25 protein-coding genes are annotated in these 26,975 nt (G+C 41.7%); 16 read left to right on the top strand and 9 right to left on the bottom strand.

Going from position 1 to position 26,975, the window contains the following annotated elements; genetic code table 11:
• Window positions 1-2 precede the first annotated feature (2 nt).
• On the bottom strand, window positions 3-752 hold the full coding sequence (locus tag ACMXYS_RS08595) for an ABC transporter substrate-binding protein (RefSeq protein WP_415881302.1): 750 nt from the start codon (window positions 750-752) through the stop codon (window positions 3-5).
• A 43-nt stretch (window positions 753-795) separates the two neighbouring features.
• A complete protein-coding gene (locus tag ACMXYS_RS08590) occupies window positions 796-1,569 on the bottom strand; it encodes an ABC transporter ATP-binding protein (protein WP_415888204.1) in 774 nt (257 codons plus the stop codon).
• A gap of 264 nt (window positions 1,570-1,833) precedes the next feature.
• Here ACMXYS_RS08590 and ACMXYS_RS08585 point away from each other — a divergent pair, with 264 nt between their 5' ends.
• The gene (locus tag ACMXYS_RS08585; RefSeq protein WP_415894347.1) at window positions 1,834-2,241 is read left to right on the top strand and encodes a GNAT family N-acetyltransferase; all 408 of its coding nucleotides are present in this window, start codon (window positions 1,834-1,836) and stop codon (window positions 2,239-2,241) included.
• Window positions 2,242-2,250: 9 nt separating this feature from the next.
• Here ACMXYS_RS08585 and ACMXYS_RS08580 read toward each other — a convergent pair whose 3' ends face one another.
• From ACMXYS_RS08580 to ACMXYS_RS08570, 3 genes are read right to left on the bottom strand one after another with little or no spacing between them, the layout of a single operon-like run.
• Complete coding sequence (locus tag ACMXYS_RS08580; RefSeq protein WP_415894348.1) at window positions 2,251-2,943, bottom strand: response regulator transcription factor; 693 nt, start codon at window positions 2,941-2,943, stop codon at window positions 2,251-2,253.
• The gene (locus ACMXYS_RS08575; protein WP_415896266.1) at window positions 2,940-4,676 is read right to left on the bottom strand and encodes a sensor histidine kinase; all 1,737 of its coding nucleotides are present in this window, start codon (window positions 4,674-4,676) and stop codon (window positions 2,940-2,942) included. The genes ACMXYS_RS08580 and ACMXYS_RS08575 overlap by 4 nt, the downstream gene beginning before the upstream one ends.
• 25 nt (window positions 4,677-4,701) lie before the next feature.
• Window positions 4,702-6,039, bottom strand: coding sequence for a vWA domain-containing protein (locus ACMXYS_RS08570; RefSeq protein ID WP_415896265.1), 1,338 nt, complete (start codon window positions 6,037-6,039; stop codon window positions 4,702-4,704).
• A gap of 228 nt (window positions 6,040-6,267) precedes the next feature.
• On the opposite strand from ACMXYS_RS08570, the gene ACMXYS_RS08565 reads away from it, so the two are divergent.
• A complete protein-coding gene (locus ACMXYS_RS08565) occupies window positions 6,268-6,633 on the top strand; it encodes a hemerythrin family protein (RefSeq protein ID WP_415881295.1) in 366 nt (121 codons plus the stop codon).
• Between the two features lie 87 nt (window positions 6,634-6,720).
• Window positions 6,721-7,107, top strand: a complete 387-nt coding sequence (locus ACMXYS_RS08560; protein ID WP_415881294.1) for a hypothetical protein — start codon at window positions 6,721-6,723, stop codon at window positions 7,105-7,107.
• Here the strand turns inward: ACMXYS_RS08560 and ACMXYS_RS08555 are convergent.
• The gene (locus ACMXYS_RS08555; RefSeq protein WP_415881293.1) at window positions 7,091-8,503 is read right to left on the bottom strand and encodes a tryptophanase; all 1,413 of its coding nucleotides are present in this window, start codon (window positions 8,501-8,503) and stop codon (window positions 7,091-7,093) included. The genes ACMXYS_RS08560 and ACMXYS_RS08555 overlap by 17 nt on opposite strands.
• A gap of 307 nt (window positions 8,504-8,810) precedes the next feature.
• Window positions 8,811-9,005: an alternative ribosome rescue factor ArfA gene (arfA, locus tag ACMXYS_RS08550; RefSeq protein WP_415881292.1), complete on the bottom strand. Its 195-nt coding sequence runs from the start codon at window positions 9,003-9,005 to the stop codon at window positions 8,811-8,813.
• Between the two features lie 122 nt (window positions 9,006-9,127).
• Here arfA and ACMXYS_RS08545 point away from each other — a divergent pair, with 122 nt between their 5' ends.
• The 10 genes from ACMXYS_RS08545 to ACMXYS_RS08500 all read left to right on the top strand — a co-directional run bounded on the left by ACMXYS_RS08545 (window position 9,128) and on the right by ACMXYS_RS08500 (window position 19,218).
• Window positions 9,128-10,213, top strand: a complete 1,086-nt coding sequence (locus ACMXYS_RS08545; protein ID WP_415896264.1) for a site-2 protease family protein — start codon at window positions 9,128-9,130, stop codon at window positions 10,211-10,213.
• Window positions 10,214-10,215: 2 nt separating this feature from the next.
• A complete protein-coding gene (locus ACMXYS_RS08540; RefSeq protein WP_415896263.1) occupies window positions 10,216-11,451 on the top strand; it encodes a DEAD/DEAH box helicase in 1,236 nt (411 codons plus the stop codon).
• 254 nt (window positions 11,452-11,705) lie between these two features.
• Entirely contained in the window at window positions 11,706-12,245 is a 540-nt protein-coding gene (locus ACMXYS_RS08535) for a DUF4145 domain-containing protein (protein ID WP_415896262.1), read from the top strand.
• A 421-nt stretch (window positions 12,246-12,666) separates the two neighbouring features.
• Entirely contained in the window at window positions 12,667-14,457 is a 1,791-nt protein-coding gene (locus ACMXYS_RS08530; protein WP_415896261.1) for an NACHT domain-containing protein, read from the top strand.
• 70 nt (window positions 14,458-14,527) lie between these two features.
• Window positions 14,528-14,890 (top strand): hypothetical protein, encoded by a 363-nt coding sequence (locus tag ACMXYS_RS08525; protein WP_415896260.1) that lies wholly within the window; start codon window positions 14,528-14,530, stop codon window positions 14,888-14,890.
• Between the two features lie 89 nt (window positions 14,891-14,979).
• Complete coding sequence (locus tag ACMXYS_RS08520; protein ID WP_415896259.1) at window positions 14,980-15,396, top strand: hypothetical protein; 417 nt, start codon at window positions 14,980-14,982, stop codon at window positions 15,394-15,396.
• Between the two features lie 78 nt (window positions 15,397-15,474).
• Window positions 15,475-15,828, top strand: coding sequence for a hypothetical protein (locus ACMXYS_RS08515; protein WP_415896258.1), 354 nt, complete (start codon window positions 15,475-15,477; stop codon window positions 15,826-15,828).
• A gap of 113 nt (window positions 15,829-15,941) precedes the next feature.
• The gene (locus ACMXYS_RS08510; protein WP_415896257.1) at window positions 15,942-17,195 is read left to right on the top strand and encodes a restriction endonuclease; all 1,254 of its coding nucleotides are present in this window, start codon (window positions 15,942-15,944) and stop codon (window positions 17,193-17,195) included.
• A gap of 861 nt (window positions 17,196-18,056) precedes the next feature.
• Entirely contained in the window at window positions 18,057-18,389 is a 333-nt protein-coding gene (locus tag ACMXYS_RS08505; RefSeq protein ID WP_415896256.1) for a hypothetical protein, read from the top strand.
• A 430-nt stretch (window positions 18,390-18,819) separates the two neighbouring features.
• Window positions 18,820-19,218, top strand: coding sequence for a hypothetical protein (locus ACMXYS_RS08500; RefSeq protein ID WP_415896255.1), 399 nt, complete (start codon window positions 18,820-18,822; stop codon window positions 19,216-19,218).
• Window positions 19,219-19,419: 201 nt separating this feature from the next.
• Here ACMXYS_RS08500 and ACMXYS_RS08495 read toward each other — a convergent pair whose 3' ends face one another.
• Window positions 19,420-22,641, bottom strand: a complete 3,222-nt coding sequence (locus ACMXYS_RS08495; RefSeq protein WP_415896254.1) for an EAL domain-containing protein — start codon at window positions 22,639-22,641, stop codon at window positions 19,420-19,422.
• 395 nt (window positions 22,642-23,036) lie between these two features.
• On the opposite strand from ACMXYS_RS08495, the gene ACMXYS_RS08490 reads away from it, so the two are divergent.
• On the top strand, window positions 23,037-23,255 hold the full coding sequence (locus ACMXYS_RS08490) for a VF530 family DNA-binding protein (protein ID WP_415884575.1): 219 nt from the start codon (window positions 23,037-23,039) through the stop codon (window positions 23,253-23,255).
• Window positions 23,256-23,319: 64 nt separating this feature from the next.
• Here the strand turns inward: ACMXYS_RS08490 and ACMXYS_RS08485 are convergent, their stop codons facing one another.
• Window positions 23,320-25,905 (bottom strand): putative bifunctional diguanylate cyclase/phosphodiesterase, encoded by a 2,586-nt coding sequence (locus tag ACMXYS_RS08485; protein WP_415896253.1) that lies wholly within the window; start codon window positions 25,903-25,905, stop codon window positions 23,320-23,322.
• A 424-nt stretch (window positions 25,906-26,329) separates the two neighbouring features.
• On the opposite strand from ACMXYS_RS08485, the gene ACMXYS_RS08480 reads away from it, so the two are divergent.
• Entirely contained in the window at window positions 26,330-26,548 is a 219-nt protein-coding gene (locus tag ACMXYS_RS08480) for a hypothetical protein (protein WP_415884577.1), read from the top strand.
• Between the two features lie 23 nt (window positions 26,549-26,571).
• Window positions 26,572-26,958 (top strand): VOC family protein, encoded by a 387-nt coding sequence (locus ACMXYS_RS08475; RefSeq protein WP_415884578.1) that lies wholly within the window; start codon window positions 26,572-26,574, stop codon window positions 26,956-26,958.
• The last annotated feature ends 17 nt before the right edge of the window (window positions 26,959-26,975 follow it).

Genomic DNA, 26,975 nt, shown 5'->3' with positions numbered 1-26,975 from the left:
GCTTAGTAGATAGAGAATGGGAAGTACTTAGCGTTAATCTTTTCGTAAGTCCCGTTCTCGATAATCGCTTTTAATGCTTGGTTGAACTTCTCTTTCAATTCACCATCGCGTTTACGGACAGCAATAGCGATCTTGTCGTTAACATCGATCTTATCGCCACGAAATTCGAAGTTTTTACCTTCTTCAGTTTGTAACCAATCGTAAGCAGGTAGTTTGTCAGAAAGAATCGCATCCAAACGGCCGCTCGCTAGATCTAGATAAGCGTTACCTTGAGTGTCATATAGTTTGACTGAAGCTTTGTCGGAATAGTTATCTTCGAGGTGCTGGCCTGCAATCGTGGCACGTTGTGCGCCAATGGTTTTGCCTTTTAGGGCGTTTGGATCGAAATCGCCATCTTTACCGCTGACAAAACCAAGAGAGTTTGAGTAGTAGTGATCAGTAAACGCTACAACACGTTGACGCTCTGGTGTGATTGAAAGGCTGGCAATGATTGCATCGTACTTACGTGCTTTTAAGCCAGGAATGATGCCGTCCCAATCTTGAGCTACGATTTTGCAGTCAGCTTTCATCTCTTCACAAAGTGCTTTAGCAATATCTACATCAAAACCTGCTAGTTCGCCATCAGCATTGATTGTGTTGAAGGGCGCGTATGCTCCTTCAGTAGCGATACGGATTTTATCGCCAGCAAAGGCAGGCGCTGCCAGAGTAGAGACAACAAGTGCTGTTGTTGTAATTAATTTCTTAAATCCCATCTTATGATCCTCGCGGAATATTTATTGTTAGTTGCAGGCTGGATTAGAAATGACTGCTTAAAAATGCTTTGCAGCGTTCAGATTTAGGATTGGTAAACACCTCATCAGGTGTGCCCATCTCCTCAATTTGGCCTTCGTGTAGAAATACAATTTTGCTGGATACTTCACGTGCAAAACGCATCTCATGGGTGACGATCAACATCGTGCGTCCTTCAGCTGCGAGGTCTCGCATAACATTTAGCACTTCTGCGACAAGTTCTGGATCAAGTGCAGAGGTTGGTTCGTCAAAGAGTAAAACTTGGGGTTCCATCGCTAATGCGCGTGCGATAGCGATGCGTTGCTGCTGGCCACCGGATAGCTGGTTAGGATAGCTATCTCGTTTATCGTATAAGCCCACTTTTTTAAGATAGGTTTCTGCTTTATCTCTAGCAGTTTGCTTATCTTGTTTAAGGACATGAATTGGGGCTTCCATGATATTTTCGATCACGGTCATATGAGGCCATAGATTGAAGTTTTGAAATACAAAACCAATCGATGCGCGGATTCGTTCTAACTGCTTTTGATCCGCGGTTTGCAAACCTTCATCTTTGGTTTGCTTAAGCTTTAATGGCTCAGATGCAAAACTGATGCTTCCTGCGGAAGGGGATTCAAGTAGGTTAAGGCAGCGTAAGAAAGTACTTTTACCTGAGCCGCTAGACCCCAAAATTGAGATCACATCGCCAACTTCAGCTTGTAGTGAGATGCCTTTAATAACCTCCAAAGCGCCATAGCTTTTATGAAGGTCTTGTATTTCCAGAGCGAGCTTTGCGTCAGCCATAAAACCGGTACTCCAGTGTACCTTTTTAAACGAAAGCGGCGAATTACAGCAAAATCAGATAGTGTTCGCAATGGCAGATTGATCAAATGATCATGAATAAATTTGTTAATCTATACATGTCTGTAGCCCTTTAAATACGGGGCTTGTGGTGTATTAGTGGATTCTACTGTTTGAGCCGTTTTAACGGGATTCATTGCTGATCAATCTGCCAAAGACAGGTAATTCCACTAAACTAATTTTAGGCAAAAAATTTAAGGAAATTTGATGATTGTGGATATAAATTGTACAGATGTAATCCGAGAGGATGAGGTTGTTGCTCTGTATAAGGCTAATGAGTGGTCATCTGCTGAAAAACCAAAAGCGCTTTTAGCAGCATTAAGAAATTCACATAGTTTAATTACTGCTCGGATCGATGGCAGGCTAGTTGGCTTAGCCAATGCAATCTCAGATGGGCATCTCGTCGTTTATTATCCGCACATGTTGGTGGACCCAGATTTCCACCGTTGTGGCATCGGTAGCAAGATTATGCAAGCGATGAAAAAACGTTATAAAGGTTTCCACCAGCAGATGTTAACGGCTGATGGAAATGCGATTCGGTTTTATAAATCCTTAGGGTTTGAGAAGGCTGGGGAAACGTCATCCATGTGGATCTATGAAGGAAACGAGCACTAAGCGTCATTCTTAGCCATCATAGCGATAGCCAATACCATGGACGGTAGTGATTATCTGCGGTTGTTTGGGATCTACTTCAATCAGTTTTCTTAGCTTGGAAATGTGTTGGTCTAGTGTCCTGCTACTTGGTAGATAATTTCGGCCCCAGCAGAAATCAAACAGCATATCTCTTGTTACGACCTTGCCTTGTTCTTGATAAAGAAGCTCAAGTATTTTTACATCACGCAGGGTTAGCTCAATCTTATTTCCATCGCGTTCAGCGCGCATTTGCTCAGGGTAAACTACGAGATCAGCCAGCTCGAATTGATTATTCGCGGTTTGGGTTGGCGATCTATCTTTCGGTGAGCAGCGGCGTATCACGGCTCTAATACGCGCGATCACTTCTCGAGTGCCAAAGGGCTTTTTGATGTAATCGTCCGCGCCTAGCTCTAAGCCAAGCACCTGATCAATCTCCTCAGATTTGGCGGTAATAAAGATCACAGGGACTTGTTCATCCAGCTGTCGGATCTTTCTGCAGGCGGCATAACCGTCTAATTCCGGCATCATAATGTCGAGTAAAACCAGATCTGGATGATGTTGAGCAAACAGCACTAGCGCATCAGCCCCATTAGATGCTTCAATGCAGGTGTAACCTTCATCTTCTAATAGATCACAAAGCCCAAGCCTAATATTTAGATCATCTTCAGCGATCAGAATTTTCATTGTTTGGACTCCCTGTGATGACTATCAGGTGTATGTAGCTCTAGACGAAAACAGGTTCCTAGTTTGCTAGGAATAATGACCAGATCACCACCGTGTTTTCTAGCCATCTCTCTGGCAATACTAAGACCAATACCTGTGCCAGATACACCGTCACTTAATTTATTACTGATGCGGTAGAAAGGAGAGAAAACGCTCTCCCAAAGGGATTCAGAGATCCCTTCACCGGCATCTTCAACCTCTATATAACTTTGCTGACTATCGCTGTAGCAGCGGATCTGTATGGCACCTGTTTGTGGTGCATACTTTTCACAATTGCTTAGTAGGTTATTTAGAATCTGCTCAATACAGTTCTGATCTAACATGACTTGTTTATCGCATTGCAGATCTAATTCAACAGACAGACCATGTTGAGTTAAAGAGGGCATAAACACATCGACTGTATGTTCAACACACTCTTTTAATGTCCCGGGTTGTAGGTGCAGGGGCTTTGGTTCTTTACCAAGCTTTGAGAAGGTCAGTACGTTTTCTATTAAGCGTGAAAGACGCTGACTTTCACTATTAATCACAGATAGGTAGCGCTGAGCTTTGCTATCTTTGTCATCAAGCTTTCGCTCAAGCATCTCTGCATACATTCGAACATTCGTCAGGGGTGTTTTTAGCTCGTGGGAGACTTGGTTAACAAAGTTTACTCTTTGCTCGGCTAGACGGGTTGTGCGTGTATGTTCTCTATAGATCAGCCAAGCAAGGATCAATAATCCAGACAGCGTGAGTGAGAGAATAGAGAGTTTCTCGACCCAATTTGAAGTTGGTTTGGCAAGGTTAGGGGAGTAATACTCTAATTTCCAGCTACCTAGAGGGTGGCTCAGCGGTAGGCTATCCAATGGATTGAGCTGCTGAGTCTCGATTGTGGAATCGCCCCATTCGTAATGCACTTCACCGCGACTATTGATCAAGGCAATCGCTTGATTGCTGTTATCTTGCTCATTACTGCTAGGCAGAGAGTTGATTAGATCTGACAGCAATCGAGCACTGTTTATAGAAAAGCCTAAAAGCGCACCATCCGAATCCTTACGCCAATAGATATGTTGCAGCTGACTGTTATTAAACCAAGCGATCCAACCCGAATCGATAAAGGATATAGAAGGCGTTGAGGCCAAAGGTTCTGCAGAGGCAATAGCAATCTCGGCTACGCTATCTGCTGCTACGTTTGAAGCCAGTTGGCTAGGAGCTGCGAGCTCGATCCGTTTTGATTCTGGGGCGGCTTTAAGTTGTGCGCTATAAGGGCTAGCCGCAAGATTTATCTGCTCAGGTGCTTTGTTTTGAATTTGGAATATGTCGGGTGATGAACGTAGGCGTTTAGTTGATTGTAAAAACGCAATTTCACTTGGGTTCTTGGATGATTCTGATGGAAACAGTGTTGTGCCTTCAGCGGAGATCACAAATACCTGTTCTATATAGGGGCTCGACTGGCTCAGGGTCTTAAGCGTTGTTTCTGGGTATTGAGCATCTTTGCTTTGAAGTAGCAATTGGGATTCAGCATTGAGTGCTTGTTCTAAGCTTTGGAAATGATTCTGGAACTGTTGATCGATCTCTTCCAGTTTGATTTCAACCAGCCCTTCGATTTGATGAGAGAGAAGGGCTTGTTGGTTTGTTTCCAGACGAGCCGCTAACCAACCTAGTATGACGACAGGGATTAAAATTAGACTGATTAGCAGTAGGATCGTCTTGTTCACAATAGATTCTCAGTTAGCTAAACGGTTAGTAGCTTTGCTGTTTAGCGCGTTTATATTGACGTTCTTTAAGCTCTTTACGTTTTTTACCCCATTCCTGTTCATCATCAAGCTCTTCCGCGTCTTGTAGCGCTTCTGCTTTCTGCTCTAATAGTTTAGGGGAGGCTAGAGAGGTACCTAAGTTATCCAGATAATCAGCGCTTTGCTGCAAAATAGATTTAGCGCCCTCAATATCACCTTGGTCACGTTTCTGTACCGCTTCTCGGTTTAGTTCGTTCGCGACCTGTTCTGCTGCGGATTCATAAGTACGTGTATCGATCGCATCCTTAGCTTCTTGTTCGGAGCGAGTAAAGTTTGCTGCAACTGAGCTAGAAAGTTCCTCTTTACGTTTGTTTAGTAGATCCAAGTAGTTTACATCGACATCGACTAAGTTGATGCTGCTCTTATCCTGCTGTGAAGGTACTTCTACCTCCAGAATAATAAACTTCTCTTGCTCGCTATAGAGCTGATTAAGGCGCGTTTTAACCATGTCGCCTTCGATCTCTGCTTCACGGCCGATAATGCGCAAAGGTTTTACACCATTTAAGCAACGGATCTGGATATCAACGCCTTGAGCAACCACCGACAACACATCACCAAATTCGTATTGGAATACGCGTGCTAGGTCATCAGCGTTCTCTACAAAGGCGTGGTTACCGTCACTAAAACCAGCTAGCTGAGTCATTAAGTCTTCGTTATAGCCAAGACCAAGACCTATAGTTGTGACACTCATGCCTTCTCTCGCTAAAGAGAGCCCTAGCTTGCCCAACTCATTCGGTGTGCTTGGGCCTACGTTGGCTAAACCATCGGAAAGTAGAATGACACGGTTAACTTTGTTTAGATCTAAAAACTTGCGTAGTTCTTGTGCGCCTTTGCTGACACCGGCAAATAGCGCGGTGTTACCGTGGGCTTGGATCTTATTGATTGCGCGAGCAATACTGTTGCTATCGCTAACCTTTGTAGCCGGTACAACAACGTTAACACGGTTGTCGTAACTCACAACTGAGACAATATCGTTTTGATTTAGGCGATTGATTGCCATGATCGCAGCTTCTTTTGCACGATACAGTTTCTCGCCCTGCATTGAACCGGACTTATCCAGAACAATCGCAATATTGGCAGCCACACGTTGTTGCTGACTTTCTTGTTTAATCCCCTCTAAAGAGATTTTGATAAATGCATTGTGGTTTTGCTCAGCCGTCATCACCGGTGTTGCTAGATTGATATTAAGATCAACCTGTTTAGCGGTAGCGGATTGGCTGAGTAGGGGGCCTGCAACAGTAAGTAGTGTTGCTAGCAGAATTTTGGGTAGGCGGTGCGCTTTCATGATGTTCGTCCTTTATTAACCTTAATCACATGCTGCAAATTTAGGTCAGTTCCGCCTGGTGAAAGTCAGATAGATTTATAGAAGTTGTAAAATATTTGTAAAAACCTCGCAAGCTGTTTGTTACAAACCGATTGGTCTAAGTCTGATGCAGATCAGTTTCTCCTGTTTATACTTATTACATAATGGAAGCTACGCTGTAAGAAAAATAAATATAAACAGGGGCATCCGATGACGCTCACCAGTGAACTTATTTGGCAAGACCAACAGCATCAAGTTCTGTTTGAACTGATCGATGAGATCAAAGCAGAGCAGGTTGATGTCTCTACTTTTACTCGGCTTCATGATTACGCTGATCATCATTTCTGCCTAGAAGAAGCGTACATGCAAGCGTTGAACTATCCTGACTTTGGTGTCCATCTTCAAGCTCACAACAAGTTTCGGGCTGAACTTAAAAAGATGCTGGATGATCATCATACCTATGACGCTCAGCTAAGAGACATGCTATCTGACTTTCTGACTGAATGGCTAAAACGCCATATATTCGGTGTAGATAAGAAGTTAGAGACTTATATTATGGAATCTAAAGTTAAATAAGCTTTAATTAATAATATGTTAAGGTCTTGTGTTCAGGGTTCGCATGATTTAATTTCGATCCTTTAACATTTTCTGTGAGTGCGGACGATGCCATTAATCTGTATTAAATCTTTACCATTTGAAGATGAATGCGATATCCCAGATATGATTAAAGGGATAACGTCAGACCTTGCTCGCGCCACAGATGTAAGTATTGAACATATCACTGTTACTTGGGAATTTATTCCTTCTCGTCAATATGCAGTAGCAGGGCTGATGCCCGCCAGTCAGCCTCAAGGGGGTAGTCACCCTATTTTGGTTGATCTTCATGCACCGAGCTTCCATAAAATGGATAGTGTAGAAGCAATGATGGAGTCTGTGGCTTTCTCGATCTCGAAACGCAGTGGCGTTTCTTTCAGTAATATCTTTATTAATTACTGCAAGGTTCAGTCCGGTCACGTCTTTGATCATGGTGAAGTTAAGCGCTGGAAATAGTTACAGGTTTAAATCTCGCGGTAAAATGGCGAAGCAGCTCCGGTTCGTAACTAAAATTTAATCCAATAATTTTTGAACGACGTTTAGATACTTCGATAAGTGCATCTGCAATGTAATCCATATGATCAGATGTGTAGACCCTACGAGGAATTGTTAAGCGTAATAGCTCTAATGAACTGTGCTTTTGTTTACCTGTTATTGGATCACGGCCCTGCAGTAATGAGCCAATCTCTACACCTCGAACTCCAGATTCAAGATACAGTTCGTTAGCCAGTGCTTGAGCAGGGAATTGCTCTGGAGGAATATGCGGTAGCATAGCTTTGGCATCTATAAATACTGCATGACCACCGGCGGGTGTCTGAATAGGAATGTCTGCTTGTTGTAAGCGTTCGGCTAAATAGGCAACTTGATGGATACGATAGGCTAGGTAATCCTCATCGACGCCTTCATACAAGCCGATTGCCATGGCTTCCATATCTCGGCCTGCTAATCCACCATAAGTGATGAAGCCTTCCATAGGTACACATAAACTTTGAACTTGCCTGAACAACTTTTCGTCTTCACGAATGCAGCAAAGGCCACCTATATTAACTAACGCATCTTTTTTAGCTGAAAAATTCAGCATATCGCCATAGCTAAACATCTCTATAACAATTTCACGAATAGAAGCTTTTTTGTATTTAGAGTCGCGTTGTTTAATGAAAAAAGCATTTTCAGCAAAGCGAGCGGCATCAATAACAACAGGGATATTGTGTTGATTTGCGATGTGGTAAACATCACGAAGGTTATCCATTGAAACGGGCTGCCCACCTGTGCTGTTGCAGGTGATGGTGCTGATAATGGCACAAATGTTTTCCTTTCCATGGTTTTCAATAACTTCTGTGAGTAGTTGAAGATCAAAGTTACCTTTCCAAGGGTAGGGTGTGGTTGTATCAAATGCTTTTTTAGTAACAACATTGACAGCTTTAGCACCACTTAACTCGACGTGAGCGGCGGTAGTATCAAAGTGAAAATTAGAGATAAAAACAGCTTGATCAGGTTTTTGGTCCTCGTATCTACGTTTTACTAAGCAAGGGAAAAGGATTTGCTCTGCACCTCTGCCTTGGTGGGTAGGCAAGACGTAGGGGTACCCAAAAATTTCTTGGGCTGCATTTTGTAGATGGGTGAAATTTCGACTGCCTGCGTAGGACTCGTCTCCACACATTAACCCAGCCCATTGTCGGTCGCTCATTGCGCCAGTACCGGAATCGGTCAGTAGATCTATGTAGACATCTTCACTGGGTAAAAGAAATAGATTATAGCCAGCAGCTTCTAAAGCTTTTTGGCGATCTACAAGCGTCGTTTGCTTGATTGGCTCTACCATTTTTATACGGAATGGCTCTGGGATTCGCTTCATCGTTTTAGCCCCGAGTCTTAGCAGTAGATATTTTTAGTATAAAACAAGTGCCAATTAATGCTGGTAGTGGGGAACGGCGCTGTTGCCGTACAAGAAATTGGCGATAAAACCGCCGAGGATAATGCTCGTAAGATTTTAGAAAAGGCATTCCCCTGATCGGGTGATCGAGCAGATTGCTATTGATGGTATCGCATCTGGTGGCGGCAGCATCCATTGTGCGACTAAGCAGGAGATTAAGCTGTAACCTTGAAATGGTAGAGCACTATTTGATAGGGGCTTGAATTAGTATCTGGTAGTGTGAAACTAACTAAGCCGCTATTAAATAGGACTCTCGTCCTTTGTGTTTGTCTTTACGTTTATAAGCACCTTTACCTTTTTTAGCTTTGACTACTTGGGATTTAAAAACCTTTGAAGTGACTAATGCTGCTAAGTGATTTTGTTTAATCTTTCCTCTACCTGTATCCACCACATGGGTTGAGGATACGGTTGTTTTCGTTTTCATACCTGTGTCCTTGTTAATGTAATTCGATGTTCTCCAATTGCAGAAGCTGCATTATACCGCTGATTGGCTATAATGCGCCGCTTATTTGATAAACACTTACTTCATAATCAGCAGGAATTACTGTGCAGCTGTTACGCATCGATTGTCTAGGCAAAATTTTACGTCTTGAAGGCTCAATGTCTGGATGGCAGGCCCTGTATTGGGATAACCAGTTGGTGTCTCAAATAGTGGCGAGTGCAGATCCTGCTGAGAGTACAGAGCATCGTTTCGCCCTGATGACTGGATCAGGTGAAGAGATCGAGTGCGTTTTGACTTTGTCACTGACATGGCAACCCTTCAATCTTGAATATGAACTAGCAGTGGAAGATCAGAAGCTTGGAAGTGGTGAGCTAGTCGAGAAAGATATCGAAACCCAAGTGGTTGAGAATGTCGTAAAACAGCCGAATAAGATCAGCATACTGGGTATGGCTTCTTTAGGCCTTAAGCTGTTTAAAAGCGCTAAGGTCATCAAAGTACTGTTTGCTGCAGGAAGTTTGGCAGCGTATAGCTGGTTATTCTCCTTTGAATTCGCGTTAGCACTTATCCTTTGTTTGGTTTTTCATGAATATGGCCATGTGCGTGCTATGAAGCGTTTTGGCTTAAAGACAAAGGGAATTTATCTGGTACCTTTTTTGGGTGGCTTAGCATTATCAGATGATCGTATTAACACTCGCTGGCAAGATGTTTATATATCCATCATGGGGCCGGTATTTGGCTTATTCCTATCTTTAGTTGCTCTGGTTCTATATTGGTTGACGGATATTGAGGTCTTGGCGGGTATTGCTGCCTTCAATGCCTTGCTCAATCTATTTAATTTGTTGCCGGTATTACCGTTAGATGGTGGCCACGTCCTAAAAAGTATCGCTTTTTCGGTTAACTCGGTTTTTGGCCTAGTGATCTGCGTTATCGGTGCTTTAGCCGGTGTCGTAATTAGCTATTACTTTGGCATGGCGCTGCTAGGCTTCTTGCTGGCTGTGGGCAGTATCGAGATTGTGCTTGAATGGAAACACCGTCACAGTAGTCAGTTATTGCCATTGGCTCGTTACGGTCAGGTAGTATCAGCCCTATGGTACTTCGCTACTGTGGGTGGTTTATGTTGGGTGATCTGGATCTTAGGTCAACAAGGTAACAGTGCACTTGCTCTGCCATTACAAATTCTTGGAAGTTGATTATGAAGTTTGACAGTTTGCCTTTGTGCGAGAGTTTAATCGCAGCTATACATACCGCAGGTTATAGCGAAGCTACACCCGTTCAAGCTGAAGCGATACCCGTTATCCTATCTGGTAAAGATCTCCTTGTCGGTGCACAAACAGGTACCGGTAAGACAGCAGCTTTTGCGCTGCCAATCTTACAATCCATACTGACCGACCCTGATTTTAGTAGTGATCAAAATAAAAAACTCAAAGCTTTAGTGCTAGCGCCAACAAGGGAGTTAGCGCAGCAGGTGAATAACAGTTTTAAGAAATATGCCAAAGGAACAGGGTTTAGATCAGCCGTAGTTTATGGCGGTGTGGGCATTGGTCCGCAAGTGGATCAAATTAAGAAAGGGATCGATGTGCTGGTGGCTACACCCGGTCGATTATTGGATCTACATAAAAAGAAAGCCGTAAATCTAAGACAAGTCACTCACCTGGTATTTGATGAAGCTGACCGTATGTTAGATATGGGCTTCAAAGATGAGATAAAAGCGGTTTTAAGTAAGTTGCCTAAGCGTGATGTACAGCCGCGGCAGGTACTACTTTTCTCAGCGACCTTAAGTGATTCAATCTATCGTTTTAGTAAAAATTTATTAGTTAAGCCCGAGCGTATCGAAGTAGATCAGCGTAATTCCTCTGCGGCTGATGTCGATCAGATCGTTTATAACTGCGACCCTGATCGTAAATCAGCGATTGTCAGTCACTTAGTCGACAAGCATGATTGGTCACAAGTGATTGTCTTTTGTAATACAAAGCAGGGCGCAGACAAGCTAGTAGAGGTTTTGAAACAAGCCAATATTTCTGCCGATGCCATCCATGCTGATCGATCACAAAAGTTGCGGGAAGAGGCTTTAGAACAGTTCAAGCAGGGGCAGCTTAAAGTGCTTGTTGCGACAGATGTAGCGGCACGAGGCATCGATATCGACAGTCTACCAGCCGTAATCAATTACGAGATGCCATATAAAGCAGCTGATTATATTCACCGTATTGGAAGAACTGGCAGAGCAGGTAACAAGGGCGTTGCTATCTCTTTACTAATAGAAGAGCAGAATCATCTATTGGAAGAGATTGAGGTCTTGTTAGATACCCGTTTGCCACAACAATGGCTCCAAGGCTTTGAGCCGGATCTGACTCGCGAAATAGAAATTACTCGGAACAACACTAAGGCAGCACAGAAAAGGCGCGCGAAAAAACGTGCTTTAAAAAAGTGATAAGAAAATAGAAAGCGCACTTTATTTTGACTGTATATAAAAACAGTCTTTTATCCCTTTGCGACTTATGAAAGGATAATACGTCAAATTGACGCTTTTTCACAAAGGCGCAAACCCTCTAAGCAAGGAAAGCTTATGCAAATCAAGTTATTACAGCCCACTCTTAATATCTTTTCTCGGAGATATATGTCAAATTGACGCGTTTAAACACGTCAATCTGACATATATTTAGCTGTTAGCTTTCAGGGAGAGTTATGGAGTATTTTGTAGAAATAATTAAAGCTATAGCTTGGCCTGCTTCCATCGTTTGGCTAGGGTACATTTTTCGATCTGAAGTACGACAACTATTAGGCCGCATATCAAGCTTTAAATATAAGGATATGGAAGCAAGTTTTGATAAAGAACTAGCAAAGGCTGAAAACGAAGCTAAAGAAATAAAAGTATCTAATGACAAAAAATCAACCGATGAACTATCACAAATAGAGCAGCTATTACGTATTGCTGAAGTTTCGCCTAGGGCAGCTATAGTTGAAGCATGGACATTAATTGAAATGGCAGCATCAAATAAGGGACTAAAATCTGGTGTCGCAATTCCAAGAACTAGCCCGAAGATGATTGTCGATTATTTGCAGTTATCAGGTGAGCTGTCTAAAAATAGCCTCGAAGTCATAGAGCAGTTAAGGAAATTACGAAATCAGGCGGTTCATATGCCTGATTTTGCTATCACTCAAAACGAAGCTGAGCGCTATTTAGAGTTGGCAGTGCAAAGTACGGCCATTATTAATGCAGCTTAAAGCTAACAAGTTAAGGCAGTCGGACACAAAAACTGCGTTTTTGGTCCGCTGCTTAAGGCGTTACAAGGCAAAAGGCTTTTGAAAATAAGCCCAGTGTTAATTAGGTAAATCCTGCTATTAGTTAGTAGGCCAGCATCAAGGAATGTGCTGTTTCATCTCTCAATCATTCCGTTCTTGGTGCTGTTAGGCAGTTTGTAGTTTCAGCACCCTTATCTCTTTTTTTTGGTGTGTCATTGCTACAAATTGCCGTAGTAGCTAGTGCGTTGCATTAGCTTTAAATTAATCAATTCAACGCGTTAGGAGTGTTTAAATGTTTATGGATTGTTGCCGTGTAACAAGCAACAGCATCCGATCGTCGCTGCGCTCCTTCGGCTGTGTTGGGCGTTAGGCTCATCCAACTCCAGAGTAACAAGGAATATTTATGCTTGAGGAAATGATAAAGAAAGCTACTGGAGGAATCGATGGATTGGTCGATGATCTTGTTAAGTCGGCTTCAGACAAAGTAAAAGAAAAGATAAATGAAGCGTTCTCCATTCATAAACTTACCGCACTGAAAGAAAACATTGGGAGAGTGGGAAGAGTAAAAACAATACTCGACCCTGACTCTATAGTGGATTTAGACAAAATATTTTTCGAGGATGCAATCACATTTGAAGAAGCAGATAGAGTAAAAAATGTCAGTTTCTTTCAGTCAAAACAGGTTTTAATAGAGGGTGGGCCTGGGCAGGGTAAATCGCTATATTTAAGGTGGCTCTGCTTAAACGAAGGTGCGGGCAGCAACCACATACCAATATTTATCGAATTTCGAAATTTAACCTATCAAAAATCACTTAAGGAGGATCTCTTTCATTCAGTAAGAGATTTTGGAGTGGATCTAAGCGATGATCTTTTTGACTTCCTGGCAAAATCTAAAAAAATCGTTTTTATCCTTGACGGATTCGATGAAATACCAAATTCAGAAAGACTTAGAGTTGCACGCGAGTTAGAAACAATAGCAAGAACTTATCCAGATCTCCGAATTGTTATTTCTTCGAGGCCGGATTCCGGGATGGGGGCTTCTGTATATTTTGAAAAGCACATCATCAAAAGACTTTCAAAAGAGCACCAAAGAGATTTTGTTAGCCACTTGTATGAAAATGGCGATCAGGCGGAGGCCATTAACACAATATTGGCGTCTAACAGCTTTCTCACAGAGGTTACGAATACTCCTCTTCTATTAACGCTATTTACGATAACTTACAACGCAAGACAGTTTAAACCGGATAGTTTGGCTGAATTTTACAGCCTGATATTTCCCACAATGCTTTATAGGCATGACAGACTAAAAATAGGTTATGAGCGAGAAAGGAAAGCAGGTCTAACTGACTATCAAATGCAGAGAATATTCGAGGCGCTGAGCTTTATTTCGCTAAAAGACAATAGCACAAGATTTCCGGCCTCCAGCTTTCGTTTCTTTCTTGAGAATGCTGCGCAACTGGAACGAATAAACGATAATCTAGAAGATTTACTGATCGATGATATCACCAGCATAACAGCGCTAATTGTTAGAGATGGGTTCGATTACTACTCTTTTTCACATAAGAGTATCCAAGAATATTTTTCAGCTGTTTTTTTATCTAGATTGAGCGACCAAAGAAAGGTAGGGTTCTACGAACTTGTCATTAGGGATTTTGATGAATATCGAAAGTGGCAAAACTCGTTGGACTTCCTTAGTACAATTGACGAAAAGGACTATACAAAGTACTTCCTGCTTCCCTTCAAGCGAAACGCCTTAAGCCTTGATTCAAACAACAAAGTAAAAATAGCCTATAAATCTCTGCTGCGTATGATAGGAGTCGACTCAAAAGCCGAGGTGAGTGAAGATGGCAAGCTTGTCAGGGTTTTTTGGGGGGACACTTCTTATTCTGTTGTTTACGAAGAGTATTCTCGATTTACAAAAAGCATGATTTCGAGATTCCTAAAGGAAAAGAGGCCAAATATCGCGAACTTCCTTAGCTTTTGCGAGGCGGACGATTACGAAAAATATCTACATGAAAACGGGAACTTCATATTCTCTATAGATTCATTTTTAAAAGGGGAAAAACTTAAAAAGGAATCATGTGCCTATCTATCAGAGATGTTTGAATGTAGTCCCTTCAAAGCAGAGTTGGATGAAGCTGAAAAAGAACTTTTAGTATCAGAAGTGGCTGCGGATGACATATTACAATTTTAGCCTAACAAATGCGTCAATTAGGACGCTCGCAAGCTAGCGCCTATTACGCGGGCGTTATACGTAAAGGGCCATGAGCATTTATACAAGGGATTTAGATAAAGAACTGCCTGTCATTACAAGAATAGCTGTAGGCTTAATTCTTACGATCATAGGCCTCTTATCTTCAGGTCTATGGTTTGTTACTGAAGATGTACCTATCGGTATCGTAGGTGTCTTAATGGGACTACCTTGTGTTGTTGCTGGCGTAAGTATTGTTCTCGGAAATAAAGCTCAAACTAGCCTTTCACCAACTGGACTTAAGGTGTTTTCCTTCATACTTTTTCTTGTTGGAATTACCGGTATCTACCAAGGCATGCAATATGCCGGGTTAGCTTGGGTTTTCGGGGCAGCGTGCTACAAAATAGCTAAGAACAAAAGGGTAGACACTTGGTAACGTATAACAAGTTTGTTAATAATCGCCCTGCGGGCTGGACCGCAAACTGCGCTGCTTCGCAGCAAAGCGGCCCATTACAAAAGCGTTAAATGTACAAGGAAGCCATGAGAGTACTCATCCCATTGATTCTTCTTTTAAGCTCAGCAGTTTCAAACTCTGCGGGCATTCAAGAAGGAACTGATCCCATTACTAAAGAAAAATTTAAACTTGAGAAAGAGCAAGTCGGTTCATGGGATATTTATACATTTCCGCAAAATAATGAATCTTTCATTATGGTAGGTAAAAAAGGGAAGCCAGTCTTAACCAATCATGTATCTAATAATTCAAATACTGTTTCAGTACACGAACCTAACAACCCATCAGTTACCGCAGTAGATATTTACGATACAGACAGAGATGGAGTTTATGATCGAATTCTTTATTACCAACAGGATGGCAGTAATGGAGTTGTGGAAGCAAAGCTTATTCAGGGCCGCTGGGTTACGAAACAGTTTGGAGCAAAGTGAACATTTAACAAGTAACAGCAGCCGATCGTCGCTGCGCGCCTCCAGCTGTGTTAGGCGTTATGCATAAGAGAGGAATAAATGCTTTACGTGCATGTATCATATGGAAATGAAGAAACAGGGAATTGGGAAGGGGTAGAAATCGTTCCGCTAATTCCTTACAAGGAGCTGTATCCGGAAGAGAAAGTAATGCGAGATGACAGTTTTGGCCTTAATAATGAGTCAGTAACTCTACCAAATGGGGAAACAATATCAATCTCGGTTGCGTTTTGGTCAGCGAATAATAGTATTTCGTTTGTAATTGTAAAAGACGATATTACATTGCTTAATCTTGGTACCTTTAAGCAAAAATTAGAAACATTCGACCCATCTGTTGTTTTTAGAACACCAGGTGGATTAGATCTCTCTTTTATGTTCAGTACGCGAAATGCATAACAAGGTTATGAAATGGATTTAAATAAGCTGTCATCTTTCCCGCCTTCGGCAAAAAGCCGCCAACTTCTTTAAATCATTTATAACGGCGTTAGGCACATCAATAGAGTATGCAGATGACGGATATTTCAATCACTCTCACAGATATAGATTTTCTAGAGGAGCAATTAGATTTCTCGGAAATTAGTCCTGTCGAATTTGAAAAGCTTGTATTCCATTTATTGGATGAAATGGGGTTTTCCAATTTGACCTGGAGAAAGGGTGGTGATGGCAACTCTGCAACTGACGGTGGGCGAGATTTGGAGGCAACATATTGGACTGTCTTGCCGACAGCATCAAAGGAAGAAAAATATTGGTTTGAGGTAAAGTATCGTAAAAACCAGCTGGAGAAGTCTCAGGTACAAGGCACCATACTCAATGCTGCGGGGAACAACACTAAAGATAATGTTGTTATCATTACAAACAGTACTATTTCAAACCCCACTCTAGACTGGGTCAGAGAATTTCAAAATACTCATAAAAAGCCTACCATTTCATTATGGCAAGGCCACGATTTAGAGCTTCTATTAAGGAAAAACCCTCGAACGCTGGCTAGGTTTCTTCCTTCGTCGTTAGCATTTAGTGGTCGCTGCAAAGTAATCGAATCTAAGTTTTCAAACCTTATGCTTCTTCCTGCTGGTGGTGAACTCGATGAACTTTGGAATAAAAAGGAAGATTTCTACGAAGACTCCTACCTTACGTTAATTGCAATTCTAGCCGAGGTCGCTTACGGCGACATCGTTGAGCGACAATGGGGTTTAGAAATTGATGATGCAAGGTTATTTTCCGTCGCCGCTACCGGCATGCTGAACGTATATCCATTTATATTAAAATCTAGTGCTCTGAACAGAGATCAAACTCCACTGATTCAGGGGCTTTCGTATATTATGCAATGTCTGCTTTTAAGATCTGGAGAGGATCTAGCGGCAAGTGTGCTGTTTCACCCAGAAGCCTTCGCTGAATCTGATATTGAGCTTCCCGATGAGTTGAAATTTAATCGCTATGAACCAATTTTCAACACTATCTTTCATGATCTTAGTGTCCAGTGCAGCGAAAATTATTGTTCTAAAGTTAGCCATATGTCTAAAGATAAGGATAACAGCTACTTTAGTCGCTTTCTAAAGACCCCTCCAAAGAAAGAAGAAAATAGCGTTCTTATTCTTAATTCAATAAATGGGGAATGCCAAATTGGCCTCGTCGCTAAAGGAGTGTATTGTCCTCTTGGTAACTCAGATGAGGCCCCTAAAACATTAGAAGGGTTGGTAAGTGAGCTTAAGTTTGCACGTGGAGTATTAATAAACCGCTCGGGAGAACTGAGTGAAAGTGCCTAACAAGTCAATCAACTTCACGCCTTCGGCGCCGGACGCAGCAAAGCTGCGCCGGTTATTGAAGCGTTATGTGTCTGTGAGAAAGGTATGAAATTTGAGGAGTTTGGTATTCAAAACAGTTTGCTGTGGTTCTTCATAGCTATCTTTCTATTCTTTTGGCTAGGGGATCAGCTTCTGGGAGCTGTTACGAGTTTAGAAATACAAAACCTTCGAGTAACAAATATGGTTTCTCTAAATTCGAATCCTATCTGGTTTGCTTTTGTTACGGTATTTAAAGCAATCTGGTGGGTGTTTTCCGTATTAGTAATTTGTAAATACGTAACATCAAAACTGAAAAAGAAAACACATAACAAGGCGCTAAAGTAATGACGCGCTTTGCGCGCCACTTAGCTGAGCGTTATACACCTTATGGAAAATGAAGCTCAGTACTATCAAGGATTAAGAAAGATCATAAGAAAAAATGAGACATGTCGATCTTACTTCGTGCCTCTTTTACTTATGTTTCTTGTGTTTGGGGCATTAGGAATAGTGTTCCCGCCAATATTGGTTCTGCAAACTGTAACTTTTTGGTTTCTTTTGTTCTTAATGTACAGAACATGTTTCTCAAGGTGTCCTAGGTGTAATGGCTTCTATTGGGGAATTCCTATTCTTGTCTACATACCTGGTGTTTGGGGCCATAGCCATACCAGTAGGTGTGCAAAGTGTGGTTTAAGGCTAAGTATTTTGCCGGAAATTACAGAGCCAACAAATGATAAAGATGGTGGTTGGGGTGGTTAAGTGTATAACAAGTAACAGCAGCCGATCGTCGCTGCGCGCCTCCAGCTGTGTTAGGCGTTATAACTCAAGAACCTCAACTGAAATCATATGAATAAGCTGCGAGAACAACTTGAGAGAAAAGGGATTCCTCGAATTGTATTTTATTTATCGGTGGTGTCTCTTGTCGTCATAGCTAGTCTGATCTTTCGTTGGGCCTATAACGGCAACCCATTTACTGATTCAATTGGAATTATGTTAGGGGTATATGGTGCTTATTTAGTTGCAGCTTTTTCAGTAGGGAGCGATATGCAAATTGGCTATTCCACCATGGAAAACACTGATGCAAATGGGTTGAGTCGAATGATGGGATTAGTATTTGGGATCGTGTGTATTTTCTGTTCCATACTAGAGCCACTGTATAGAAGCTCAAATGGATTTTAGTTATAACAAGAAAAGGCATCCGACGCATACTGCGCGGCTGCTTTAGGCGTTATACGAAATGGAAAAAATGAAGCAGTCACGCCTTTATTATTACTTATGTGCCTTTTTCGGATGCTTAATAGGGCTGCTTACATTCTATGTTCAAGTGCCGGTTTGGTTTTATTACTTCACCACTGGCAGTATTGAGTTCTCTTTAGAGAAATATAATTTCCAATGTATTCATGCTTGCGCAGTTATGGGGAACATAGGCTATTCAATTGCAGGAATAGCTTTTCTTTCGCTAGGACTTCATGCTGCACATTGCTTGCGGACAAAAGAAATTTAGTTGGAGAATGTATAACAAGTTTGTTAATAATCGCCCTTCGGGCTGGACCGCAAACTGCGCTGCTTCGCAGCAATGCGGCCCATTACAAAAGCGTTATGTGAGCGTATGCGATACATAATTCTAGGCTTTTTTGCTTTATTAATTTATTTATTAACTTTTGTGCTTTTGCCTGCAGAAGAGGATCCTAAGGGTATCTTTGAAATACTTTACTTTGATCTTATTTTTGTAATAGCGACTATTATTTGCTGGCAGTATTGGGGGCATAAGGAAGTTAGTAAGCTACTTGTCCGAATATTAGTAATACAAATCGGTATGGGTATGATTATTTTAGGGGGATATTTGTCCTTTACTGGTGATTATATCCTGACAAGCATAAGCCACCGATCAGCTTTAGTAGTTGAGTTAAATAATTTCTTAGGTGGATATTTCCATCCTTTAATTCCTGGGGCAATTTGGTTTTGTTTAGGGGGGTACATTGCAAGATATGGTATTAAAGGCTGGTAAAACACATAACACATATGAGCCGTTCTCTAGTCAAGAGCAATAACACGCCGCTTAGCCATTGAGCCAATATTAATAACTTAGCAAGTGCGCCTACTTCGCTTTGTCTGGGTTGGCTGATAAGCCAATCGCTTACAGCAAACACATATTGAGGCTCTCTTATTGTGGTCTCACCACGGCCTGTCGGTTTACTCTTGTTCTCCCTCATTTCTTTTCAACATTTCCAGTCAGTAGCTGAGCTAATGGCGCAGGCTTGAAGAAATAATAGCCTTGTACAAGGTCACAACCCATCTCGGCTAACAGTTGATATTGCTCGCGCGTTTCTATCCCTTCAGTAACTACTTCTAGATTAAAGTTTTTCGCTAGGTCGATAATGCCAGCAACCAATCGCTTCTCTTCAGGTTGTGTGAGTACGTCTTTGATAAAGCTTTTGTCGATCTTTAGACAATCGACTGGCATACGTTTTAAGTAGGAGAGGGAGGAGTAGCCGGTGCCAAAGTCGTCCAGAGATATGCTAATCCCAAGATTATGAATATCGTTTAATGTCTGAATGACAGATTGATCGTGGCTGTCCATAAACAAACTTTCGGTAACTTCTAGCTCGATGTCCTGACAGTTTATCGAGTGCGCTGCTAGCGTCTCGCTGATATCCTGCACCCATGATTTATTTTGAAATAAGCGGGCTGAGCAGTTGATGGATAGGCGCTCGAGTGATTTAAAGTGCTGCTTTAGCTTGGGTAGGTCGCTACAAGCTTGTTTCAATACAAATTCACTGATTGAGATAATTTGCCCGCTTTGCTCTGCAAATGGAATGAACTGGTCAGGGGATACCAATCCACGTTGAGGGTGCTGCCAGCGGATTAGGGCTTCGATTTTAGCGACTTCTCCGCTGCGGATGTTGATAATTGGCTGATAAAAGAGCTGGAATTCTTGTTTGCTGATTGCTAGGCGCAGGTCGTGTTCAAGCTCTCGTTGTAATTCCATACGCACGTTCATATCTTCCGTAAAGAATTGAACGTTATTACGGCCTAAGTCTTTCGCGCGATACATTGCTGTATCGGCATGGTTAATTAGTGTGTCTGTGGTTGTTCCGTCTTCAGGGTAGATGGCAACACCCATGCTGCATGAAATCGTTAATGAGGTTGTGTCTAATTGAACGTCTTTCGCCAGTAGCTTCTGCATATGGCGAGTTACTGTTTCTATTGACTGGCTGTTGTCTATTTGTGGCAGCAGGACGATAAACTCATCTCCCCCAAAGCGAGCTAGGATATCTTCACTACGTAGAGCTTGTTTAAGCCGGTTTGTCGCCTCAATCAATAACTTATCGCCTTCGCTGTGACCAAGCTGATCATTGACCAATTTAAAATTGTCGAAATCGACGAAGATAACTGCAAGTTTGCGCTCATGACGAGCAGCAGAGTGAATTGCTTGTGACATCAGATCAATAAACATTGCACGGTTGTAAAGCCCAGTAAGGGAGTCTGTTCGTGCCTGATGATTGATGATTTGCTCATGAACATTACGAATGAGTTCGCTGGCGGCTCTTGATGTGACCGAATCGATTATAAGCTGTGTCTTTCCTGTTTGCTCAAATTCTTTACGTTTTAAAACCGCTAAATGACCGATAACCTGCCCATGTGCGTCGTACATTGGGGTGCCAATGTAGGAATGTAGATCTAACTTAAATAGGTCTTCGTCTTCTGGATACAATTCCTGGACGTTACCATTAAAAACCATCGATCCTTCTTCAATTACTGTTTCACAGGGGGTGCCTGCTAGAGAATAACTAAGGTTGTCAATTTTTTGTTTATCGATATAAGCGGCGAGGGCATTAATACTTTCTTTATCTTCAGATAACTTAGAAATGATAACCATATCCGCATCGAGTGTGTTTGAGAGAAATTCACCTAGAGTTTCAAAATAAGTTAGGCCTTGGAGGCCTGAAACATCTTTGGCAATGGTTTGAAGCAAACGCGTAATTTCTTCTCTGGAGCGTGCTTCAAGTTTCAGGACTTCGTGTGCTTGGCTTAACTCTCGTGTCTTCGTATTCACTTCATCGGTGAGCAGCATTTGGTGCTGCTCGATATGTTCAGCCATTGTAATCATGGTGGTGGCTAATTCACCCATTTCATCCTTTCGTTTTGGAATTGCGCTGTGTTTAACGTCATTAATTGCATCAAAATTGCTGTCTCGCATGGCACGAGAAAAACGTCTGAAGACGCCCAGAGGATAAAGTACCTGGCCTTTGAGGATAAAAAATAGAATCAGTAATTCCACCAGCAGTGACAATATGCCTGCAATTGAAACTATGTAGGCGGTTTGCAAAGCGGTTGAGGAGAGTAGAGATTTCGGATAAACGGTTACAAAATACCAATCTGGACCGGCGATTTTGGTGACAGCGAGCAAGGCATCAGCAGAATTTGGTTCTAGTATAAAGGTTGACTGGTTATGAGTTTGAGCATGAGTGAGTACAGCATGGACTTGATTTGCAATGGAGTCATTACCACTGTCATTTGCATGTAAGATGCCCTTAGTGCGATTAAGTGCATCCGTTAAATCTGGATGTGCGATGATGCGTCCATCGTGTCTTACAACAAAATTATGGGTGCCTGATAATTTATCATTGAATACGCTGTCGAACAGGTCATTAAGTAGAATATCGTGACCGACATTGATCAGGTGTTGCTGGTTATAATCGACAGGCGTAACTAGGGATACCATCCATTCATTAGCGGTAGGATCGAAATACAATCCTGTCCAGGCATGGTCTCGCTGAGGGTTGTTCTGCGGGGTAGAGATATATACCCACTCTTCAATGGTTACATCTAGGTTCGATTCTGCTTGTTCACCCCAAGGAATATTTGGCCAGTATACGATATTAACGTTTTCCGGCATCGAGACATAAAGATTGGCATAGTGCTGTGTAAAGGCATCGGCGTAGCGGTCGATTAATTGGTAACTTAACTGCAGTTTATTGGCGAACTCGTTGGTATTCGGCGCATTGGTACCTATAAATGCGCTGATATGCTGGCTAATGGTGCCATCAGGGCGGTGAATGCCAGTAAAAGCTTCTTTGCTTAGTCTACGGGTTTGATCAGAACGTTTTTCAAATAAAAGATCAAAATCTTGGGGCTCGGCTTGTTTAGAGCGCTCCGGCCATTGCTTTAAAAATTGTTCTTCAAATAATCGGTGGTTGAGCTGGGCATTGAGGAAAATCTGACTTTCTTTCTCACCTCGCTCGGTGATGTAAACTCGGAGGCTGTCTTCGACTTGATCATGCAAAATGCCAAAAATATGTGCATAGCTGATTATAGCGGCAAGGGTGATGACAACAGAGAGACGAATACTCATCTGTAGCAAAGTTTTTTGCGCAAGTGGAGAGTGGGATAAATCAGAAAAAACTTGGCGGATCTTTTTGCTAATCAAACGTAAACTCCGTACTGCTATCGAATGACTTCAATGTAGCTTTGTAGGTATTGAATTTGTGTTTGTGGCGTTGAGTGCGCTGTAATTTTTTTATTCAATACAGAATAGAGGAAGCGCTAATATATAGGCATTATCGCTTGGTCTATTAATACTTATTCTTAGGGTCATTATTTTGATGTTTTGATTATCAATTTGAGATATTAGAGCAAGATTCTCAACCATAAGTTGGTTGGGTTTGTTGATCAAGCTTTCTTGCTTGTTCTATAACCGATGCTTCTTGCCCCACATCAATAGATAGGGCAATAACCTAAGGATCCTTTTCTTTTTAATAATCATCATGCTCTGGGGTTATTCTGATAAGATGACTGTATATTTTTATGTACTAGGAATTAGCAGTGAGCCAAGAGCAACCCAATAACCCTCTGCATGGTCTGACGTTAGAGAAAATACTGACTCGTTTGGTGGATCATTATGGTTGGGAAGGTTTAGATGCAAAGATTAAACTCAACTGTTTCTACAATAATCCTTCAATCAAGTCTTCTCTCAAATTTTTGCGTCGTACTCAATGGGCAAGAGATAAAGTTGAGGCGCTGTATATCAAGACTTTTAGTTAACGAAAACCTGGAATATTACAAAGTATTCAGCCTACCAAAAGCTTTTGGCAGGCCGTTTGAGTTTTTAGCGTACGAAAACTTCAGTCGTTTTTAAAATGCCTTCTAGATCGGGATTTGGTTTACCTAAATGATACCCTTGGGCATAGGTGATGCCGGCTTTCTCTACCAGTTCTAATACCTCTTCACTCTCTACAAACTCAGCAACAGTCTCGACATTTAGTTCTTGTGATAGATGCGAGATGCTATTTACAAAGGCCATATCTCGAGCATCGTTAGCCATGTTGGCAATGAACTCGCCTTCTATTTTTACGTAGTCGATCGGTAGATGTTTTAGGTAGTGGAATGAAGAAAATCCTGATCCAAAATCATCAATTGCTAATTTGAATCCTTTGTCTTTAAGGCTCATTACAAAGCTTTCTAGAACAGAGATGTTTTTGACCGTATCTCGCTCAGTGATTTCAAATACAACACTTTCTGGATTGATTGCGTGACTTTCAGCAAGCCGTTTGATGGTTGGGATAAAGTCACTAATAATGATCGAGCGTGGAGACAGATTGATGAAAATCTTACCTTCGTAGCCTGTTATTTTGACTTGCTCAAAAGCTTTATCCATCACGATATAGTCAAGTTGGTGGACCTTACCAATAGACTCTGCAATCTCAATAAATTCGCTAGCGCTCATGAGCCTGTCGCCTGAAAGCTTGATGCGACTTAGCACTTCAACCGCATGTATTTCACCAGTATTAGAGCAGACAATCGGTTGGAAAGCTGGGATCAGTTCTTTACGCTCAATCGCTTGCGTTACTAATACGGTTTTGTCTGACATCTCTTTAAAGATATCGACTAGTTCGTTCTCATTAGGCAGTGCGATTTGATCTTTGCCCGAGTTCTTCGCTCGATACATCAGATTATCAACGAACATAAACAGGTCTTTTTTATTTTTGGCATGATCAGGGTAGATGCCCATACCTAAAGAGCCTGTGAGTTTTAAGAAGGTGTTGGAATCGTAGTACAGCGCGTGGTTACGGCTGGTAAGTAGGACTGTTTCAGCAACTTGTGCTGCATGCGCTACATCACTTTCTGGTAAGACGATTACAAATTCGTCACCACCATAGCGAGCAATGATGGCATCTTTGCCTAAAGCATTTTGTAGTGCTTCGGAGAAATCTGCTAGGAGCTTATCGCCCCAGCTATGACCATAGCCGTCATTTATGCTCTTGAAGTTATCTAGGTCAAGTAACAATAGCGCTACTTTATAATCATGGCGATCTGCACGGTCTAACTCATAATCCAATAATTCCCAGAACATACGCTGGTTATAGAGGTTTGTTAGTGGATCACGCGTTGCATAGTATTCGAGATCTTTGGTGTATTTATAGATTGCACGGACAGAGCCGACTACGTTAAGCAGGGTAGATAGAATGCTTTCAAGGACAAGAAGTTTCGTTGTATCTTGAATTGTATCTGAGTGAACGCCGATTCCGACTATACCGCCAATCTTAGGCGTTTCTACCAGAAGAGATTTGCATTGAAGTTCAATCGCATCATCATCTAGATCCATCGGTTCTGCATGCTCATTCACCATATTGTGGCGAATATTGATGTCAATAAGTTCGAATGGCGAGCCATCTTGAGCAAGACGCTTCATGATGGCGTTTTCCATTGACTTACGGGTGCGCTCGCTCGGAGGTTGCAGCCAGAATACTTCTAGGTCGAATACTTCGTTATCTACCTTAAAGATGGAGAACATAGTGTAAACGTTCATGACCTTATTGATATCAACGATCAGGAAGTTTACATATTCGCGCCAGTCTCGAACAACTTCGGAAGTGATAACAAACTTTTCTAACAGTCTGATTTCGAACTCAAGTAGTTCTTTGTCGACCGCAATATCATTAAGTTTTGAGGACAAGTTTTTTACTTGGGAGAATATGTCCTGTAACTCACGGAATGCTAATCTGTCACGACCTTCTTCAATACGAGAAAGGTCAGAAATAGATTCAATGCTATCGATACTATCGGCAAGTTGTTCTATGGAATTATCTATTCGAGATGTGATTTGTCGCGTGGCTAAAAATGCGAGTAAAAGCGGCAATGGGGAAACTAAAATCAGTGTTAGGATAAGTTCCTTATTGGCATTTAAAAGTGACTTATCTAACTCTTGAGTTACTTCGATCATGCCTAATGTATCGCCATCGGTTACATTGGTATGGCAATGGGTGCAAACTTCTTTGGCGTTAAGGGCATAGTAGTAGCTAATGCTATCGTCAGTGGAAACCAGTTGCGATTGACCAGATTCAAGCACTTGACGATGCGTATCAGACAGGGCTGGTGATTCCATCTCACCGAATCGTTCTGTTACAAGATCACCACGAAAGATTGAGACGCTTAGATCGCTGTCTTTATTGTCTTTCTCCATCTGTTTCATGAATTGCTCTAGTTGGTGTCTATTCCAACCCTGACTCATGACCAGATACATAGAATTAAATGTCTGTTTTGCAATACGCTCGGCCATGACGCTGGCATTTTTTTCAATGCTCTTAGTGAACGCATAATGAGTAACAGAAACAAGAACTAGAAATCCAAGAACAGAAAAGATAAATGTTCTTTGGAGTAGGAAACTACGAATAGATGTAGCGGACTTCTTCACCGGTAACCACGCATTTATTTATTATTATTGTTCAATTTAGTCGAAGGCCAATATAGATGCTATTTCTTACAAACCGATTGACCGGGGTCAATAAACGGTGTGTCAGAAACAAGAATTCATACGGTCTGAATCTACTAAGTTGAGCTAACTCTATGTTTAACAAAGAAATACTTTGTATTTATTAAACATGAGTGAATTATAAGGCAGCAATTCTATTCATTGAGTGGGTTCTGTTTCAATATATTTCTGCAAATTATAAGAAAAGGTGCCGTTATAACGCTTAAGTGGATACGTCTTTTGTTTTTCCTGTTTATGCTTTGAACAAGGTATGAGCGATTTCATACAACAGAACATGACTGCATTGAGTATAGCTTTATCAAGGCTTATCATCCGCGCAAAGAAGTTTTATGAAAGGTAGTGTTTGATGGTTTTGTTCTTTCCAATTGAGCAAGAGCTGGATTGTATTAGTCAGACAGGTCGTATCCTCGGTAAGATTCAGTTTGATGTTTTTAAGGATAAGTATTTCTTCACTCCCAATGAGGATTCATTGGTTCTAACCGATGAAGAAGAGTCATGTATTGTTGCTCGTTTAGCTGGGCTTGAAGCTGGGATCTTCTCATTCGCAATGCAGGATGAAGATTAATAAGACTTAAAGAAGTCAGTGTTATGAAGATTGAGCGTCTTGATCACCTTGTCCTAACCGTGAAAGACATAGATGTCGCTGTAGAGTTTTATACTGCGGTGTTAGGTATGGAGAAGGTTGTCTTTAAGGGAGGTCGGATAGCGCTCGCTTTTGGAAATCAAAAGATTAACCTGCATGAGCTGGGGAATGAATTTGAGCCTAAAGCAGATTACGTTCAGTCCGGTAGTGCAGATCTCTGTTTTATCGTTGAGCAGCCAATCGAAGAGGTGATTCAGCATCTGCTAGATCACAATGTAACTTTGCTAGAAGGACCAGTGAATCGCACAGGAGCAGTAGGTAATATTATCTCGGTTTATTTGCGTGACCCTGACGGTAATCTTATCGAGCTCTCAAATTATGAAGATTCATAAATTGCTCCATAATTCCT

The sequence above is a fragment of the Neptuniibacter sp. QD57_21 genome (assembly GCF_047778075.1).
Taxonomy (GTDB): Bacteria; Pseudomonadota; Gammaproteobacteria; order Pseudomonadales; family Balneatricaceae; genus Neptuniibacter.
Note: the sequence above shows the minus strand (reverse complement) of the source record. Positions and strands in the feature narration are given on the sequence as shown.

Coding starts and splice junctions, on each gene's coding strand:
- ACMXYS_RS08595 (WP_415881302.1), bottom strand. CDS start 752: ATGGGATTTAAGAAATTAATTACAACAACAGCACTTGTTGTCTCTACT.
- ACMXYS_RS08590 (WP_415888204.1), bottom strand. CDS start 1,569: ATGGCTGACGCAAAGCTCGCTCTGGAAATACAAGACCTTCATAAAAGC.
- ACMXYS_RS08585 (WP_415894347.1), top strand. CDS start 1,834: ATGATTGTGGATATAAATTGTACAGATGTAATCCGAGAGGATGAGGTT.
- ACMXYS_RS08580 (WP_415894348.1), bottom strand. CDS start 2,943: ATGAAAATTCTGATCGCTGAAGATGATCTAAATATTAGGCTTGGGCTT.
- ACMXYS_RS08570 (WP_415896265.1), bottom strand. CDS start 6,039: ATGAAAGCGCACCGCCTACCCAAAATTCTGCTAGCAACACTACTTACT.
- ACMXYS_RS08565 (WP_415881295.1), top strand. CDS start 6,268: ATGACGCTCACCAGTGAACTTATTTGGCAAGACCAACAGCATCAAGTT.
- ACMXYS_RS08560 (WP_415881294.1), top strand. CDS start 6,721: ATGCCATTAATCTGTATTAAATCTTTACCATTTGAAGATGAATGCGAT.
- ACMXYS_RS08555 (WP_415881293.1), bottom strand. CDS start 8,503: ATGAAGCGAATCCCAGAGCCATTCCGTATAAAAATGGTAGAGCCAATC.
- arfA (WP_415881292.1), bottom strand. CDS start 9,005: ATGAAAACGAAAACAACCGTATCCTCAACCCATGTGGTGGATACAGGT.
- ACMXYS_RS08540 (WP_415896263.1), top strand. CDS start 10,216: ATGAAGTTTGACAGTTTGCCTTTGTGCGAGAGTTTAATCGCAGCTATA.
- ACMXYS_RS08535 (WP_415896262.1), top strand. CDS start 11,706: ATGGAGTATTTTGTAGAAATAATTAAAGCTATAGCTTGGCCTGCTTCC.
- ACMXYS_RS08530 (WP_415896261.1), top strand. CDS start 12,667: ATGCTTGAGGAAATGATAAAGAAAGCTACTGGAGGAATCGATGGATTG.
- ACMXYS_RS08525 (WP_415896260.1), top strand. CDS start 14,528: ATGAGCATTTATACAAGGGATTTAGATAAAGAACTGCCTGTCATTACA.
- ACMXYS_RS08520 (WP_415896259.1), top strand. CDS start 14,980: ATGTACAAGGAAGCCATGAGAGTACTCATCCCATTGATTCTTCTTTTA.
- ACMXYS_RS08515 (WP_415896258.1), top strand. CDS start 15,475: ATGCTTTACGTGCATGTATCATATGGAAATGAAGAAACAGGGAATTGG.
- ACMXYS_RS08510 (WP_415896257.1), top strand. CDS start 15,942: ATGACGGATATTTCAATCACTCTCACAGATATAGATTTTCTAGAGGAG.
- ACMXYS_RS08505 (WP_415896256.1), top strand. CDS start 18,057: ATGAATAAGCTGCGAGAACAACTTGAGAGAAAAGGGATTCCTCGAATT.
- ACMXYS_RS08500 (WP_415896255.1), top strand. CDS start 18,820: ATGCGATACATAATTCTAGGCTTTTTTGCTTTATTAATTTATTTATTA.
- ACMXYS_RS08480 (WP_415884577.1), top strand. CDS start 26,330: ATGGTTTTGTTCTTTCCAATTGAGCAAGAGCTGGATTGTATTAGTCAG.
- ACMXYS_RS08475 (WP_415884578.1), top strand. CDS start 26,572: ATGAAGATTGAGCGTCTTGATCACCTTGTCCTAACCGTGAAAGACATA.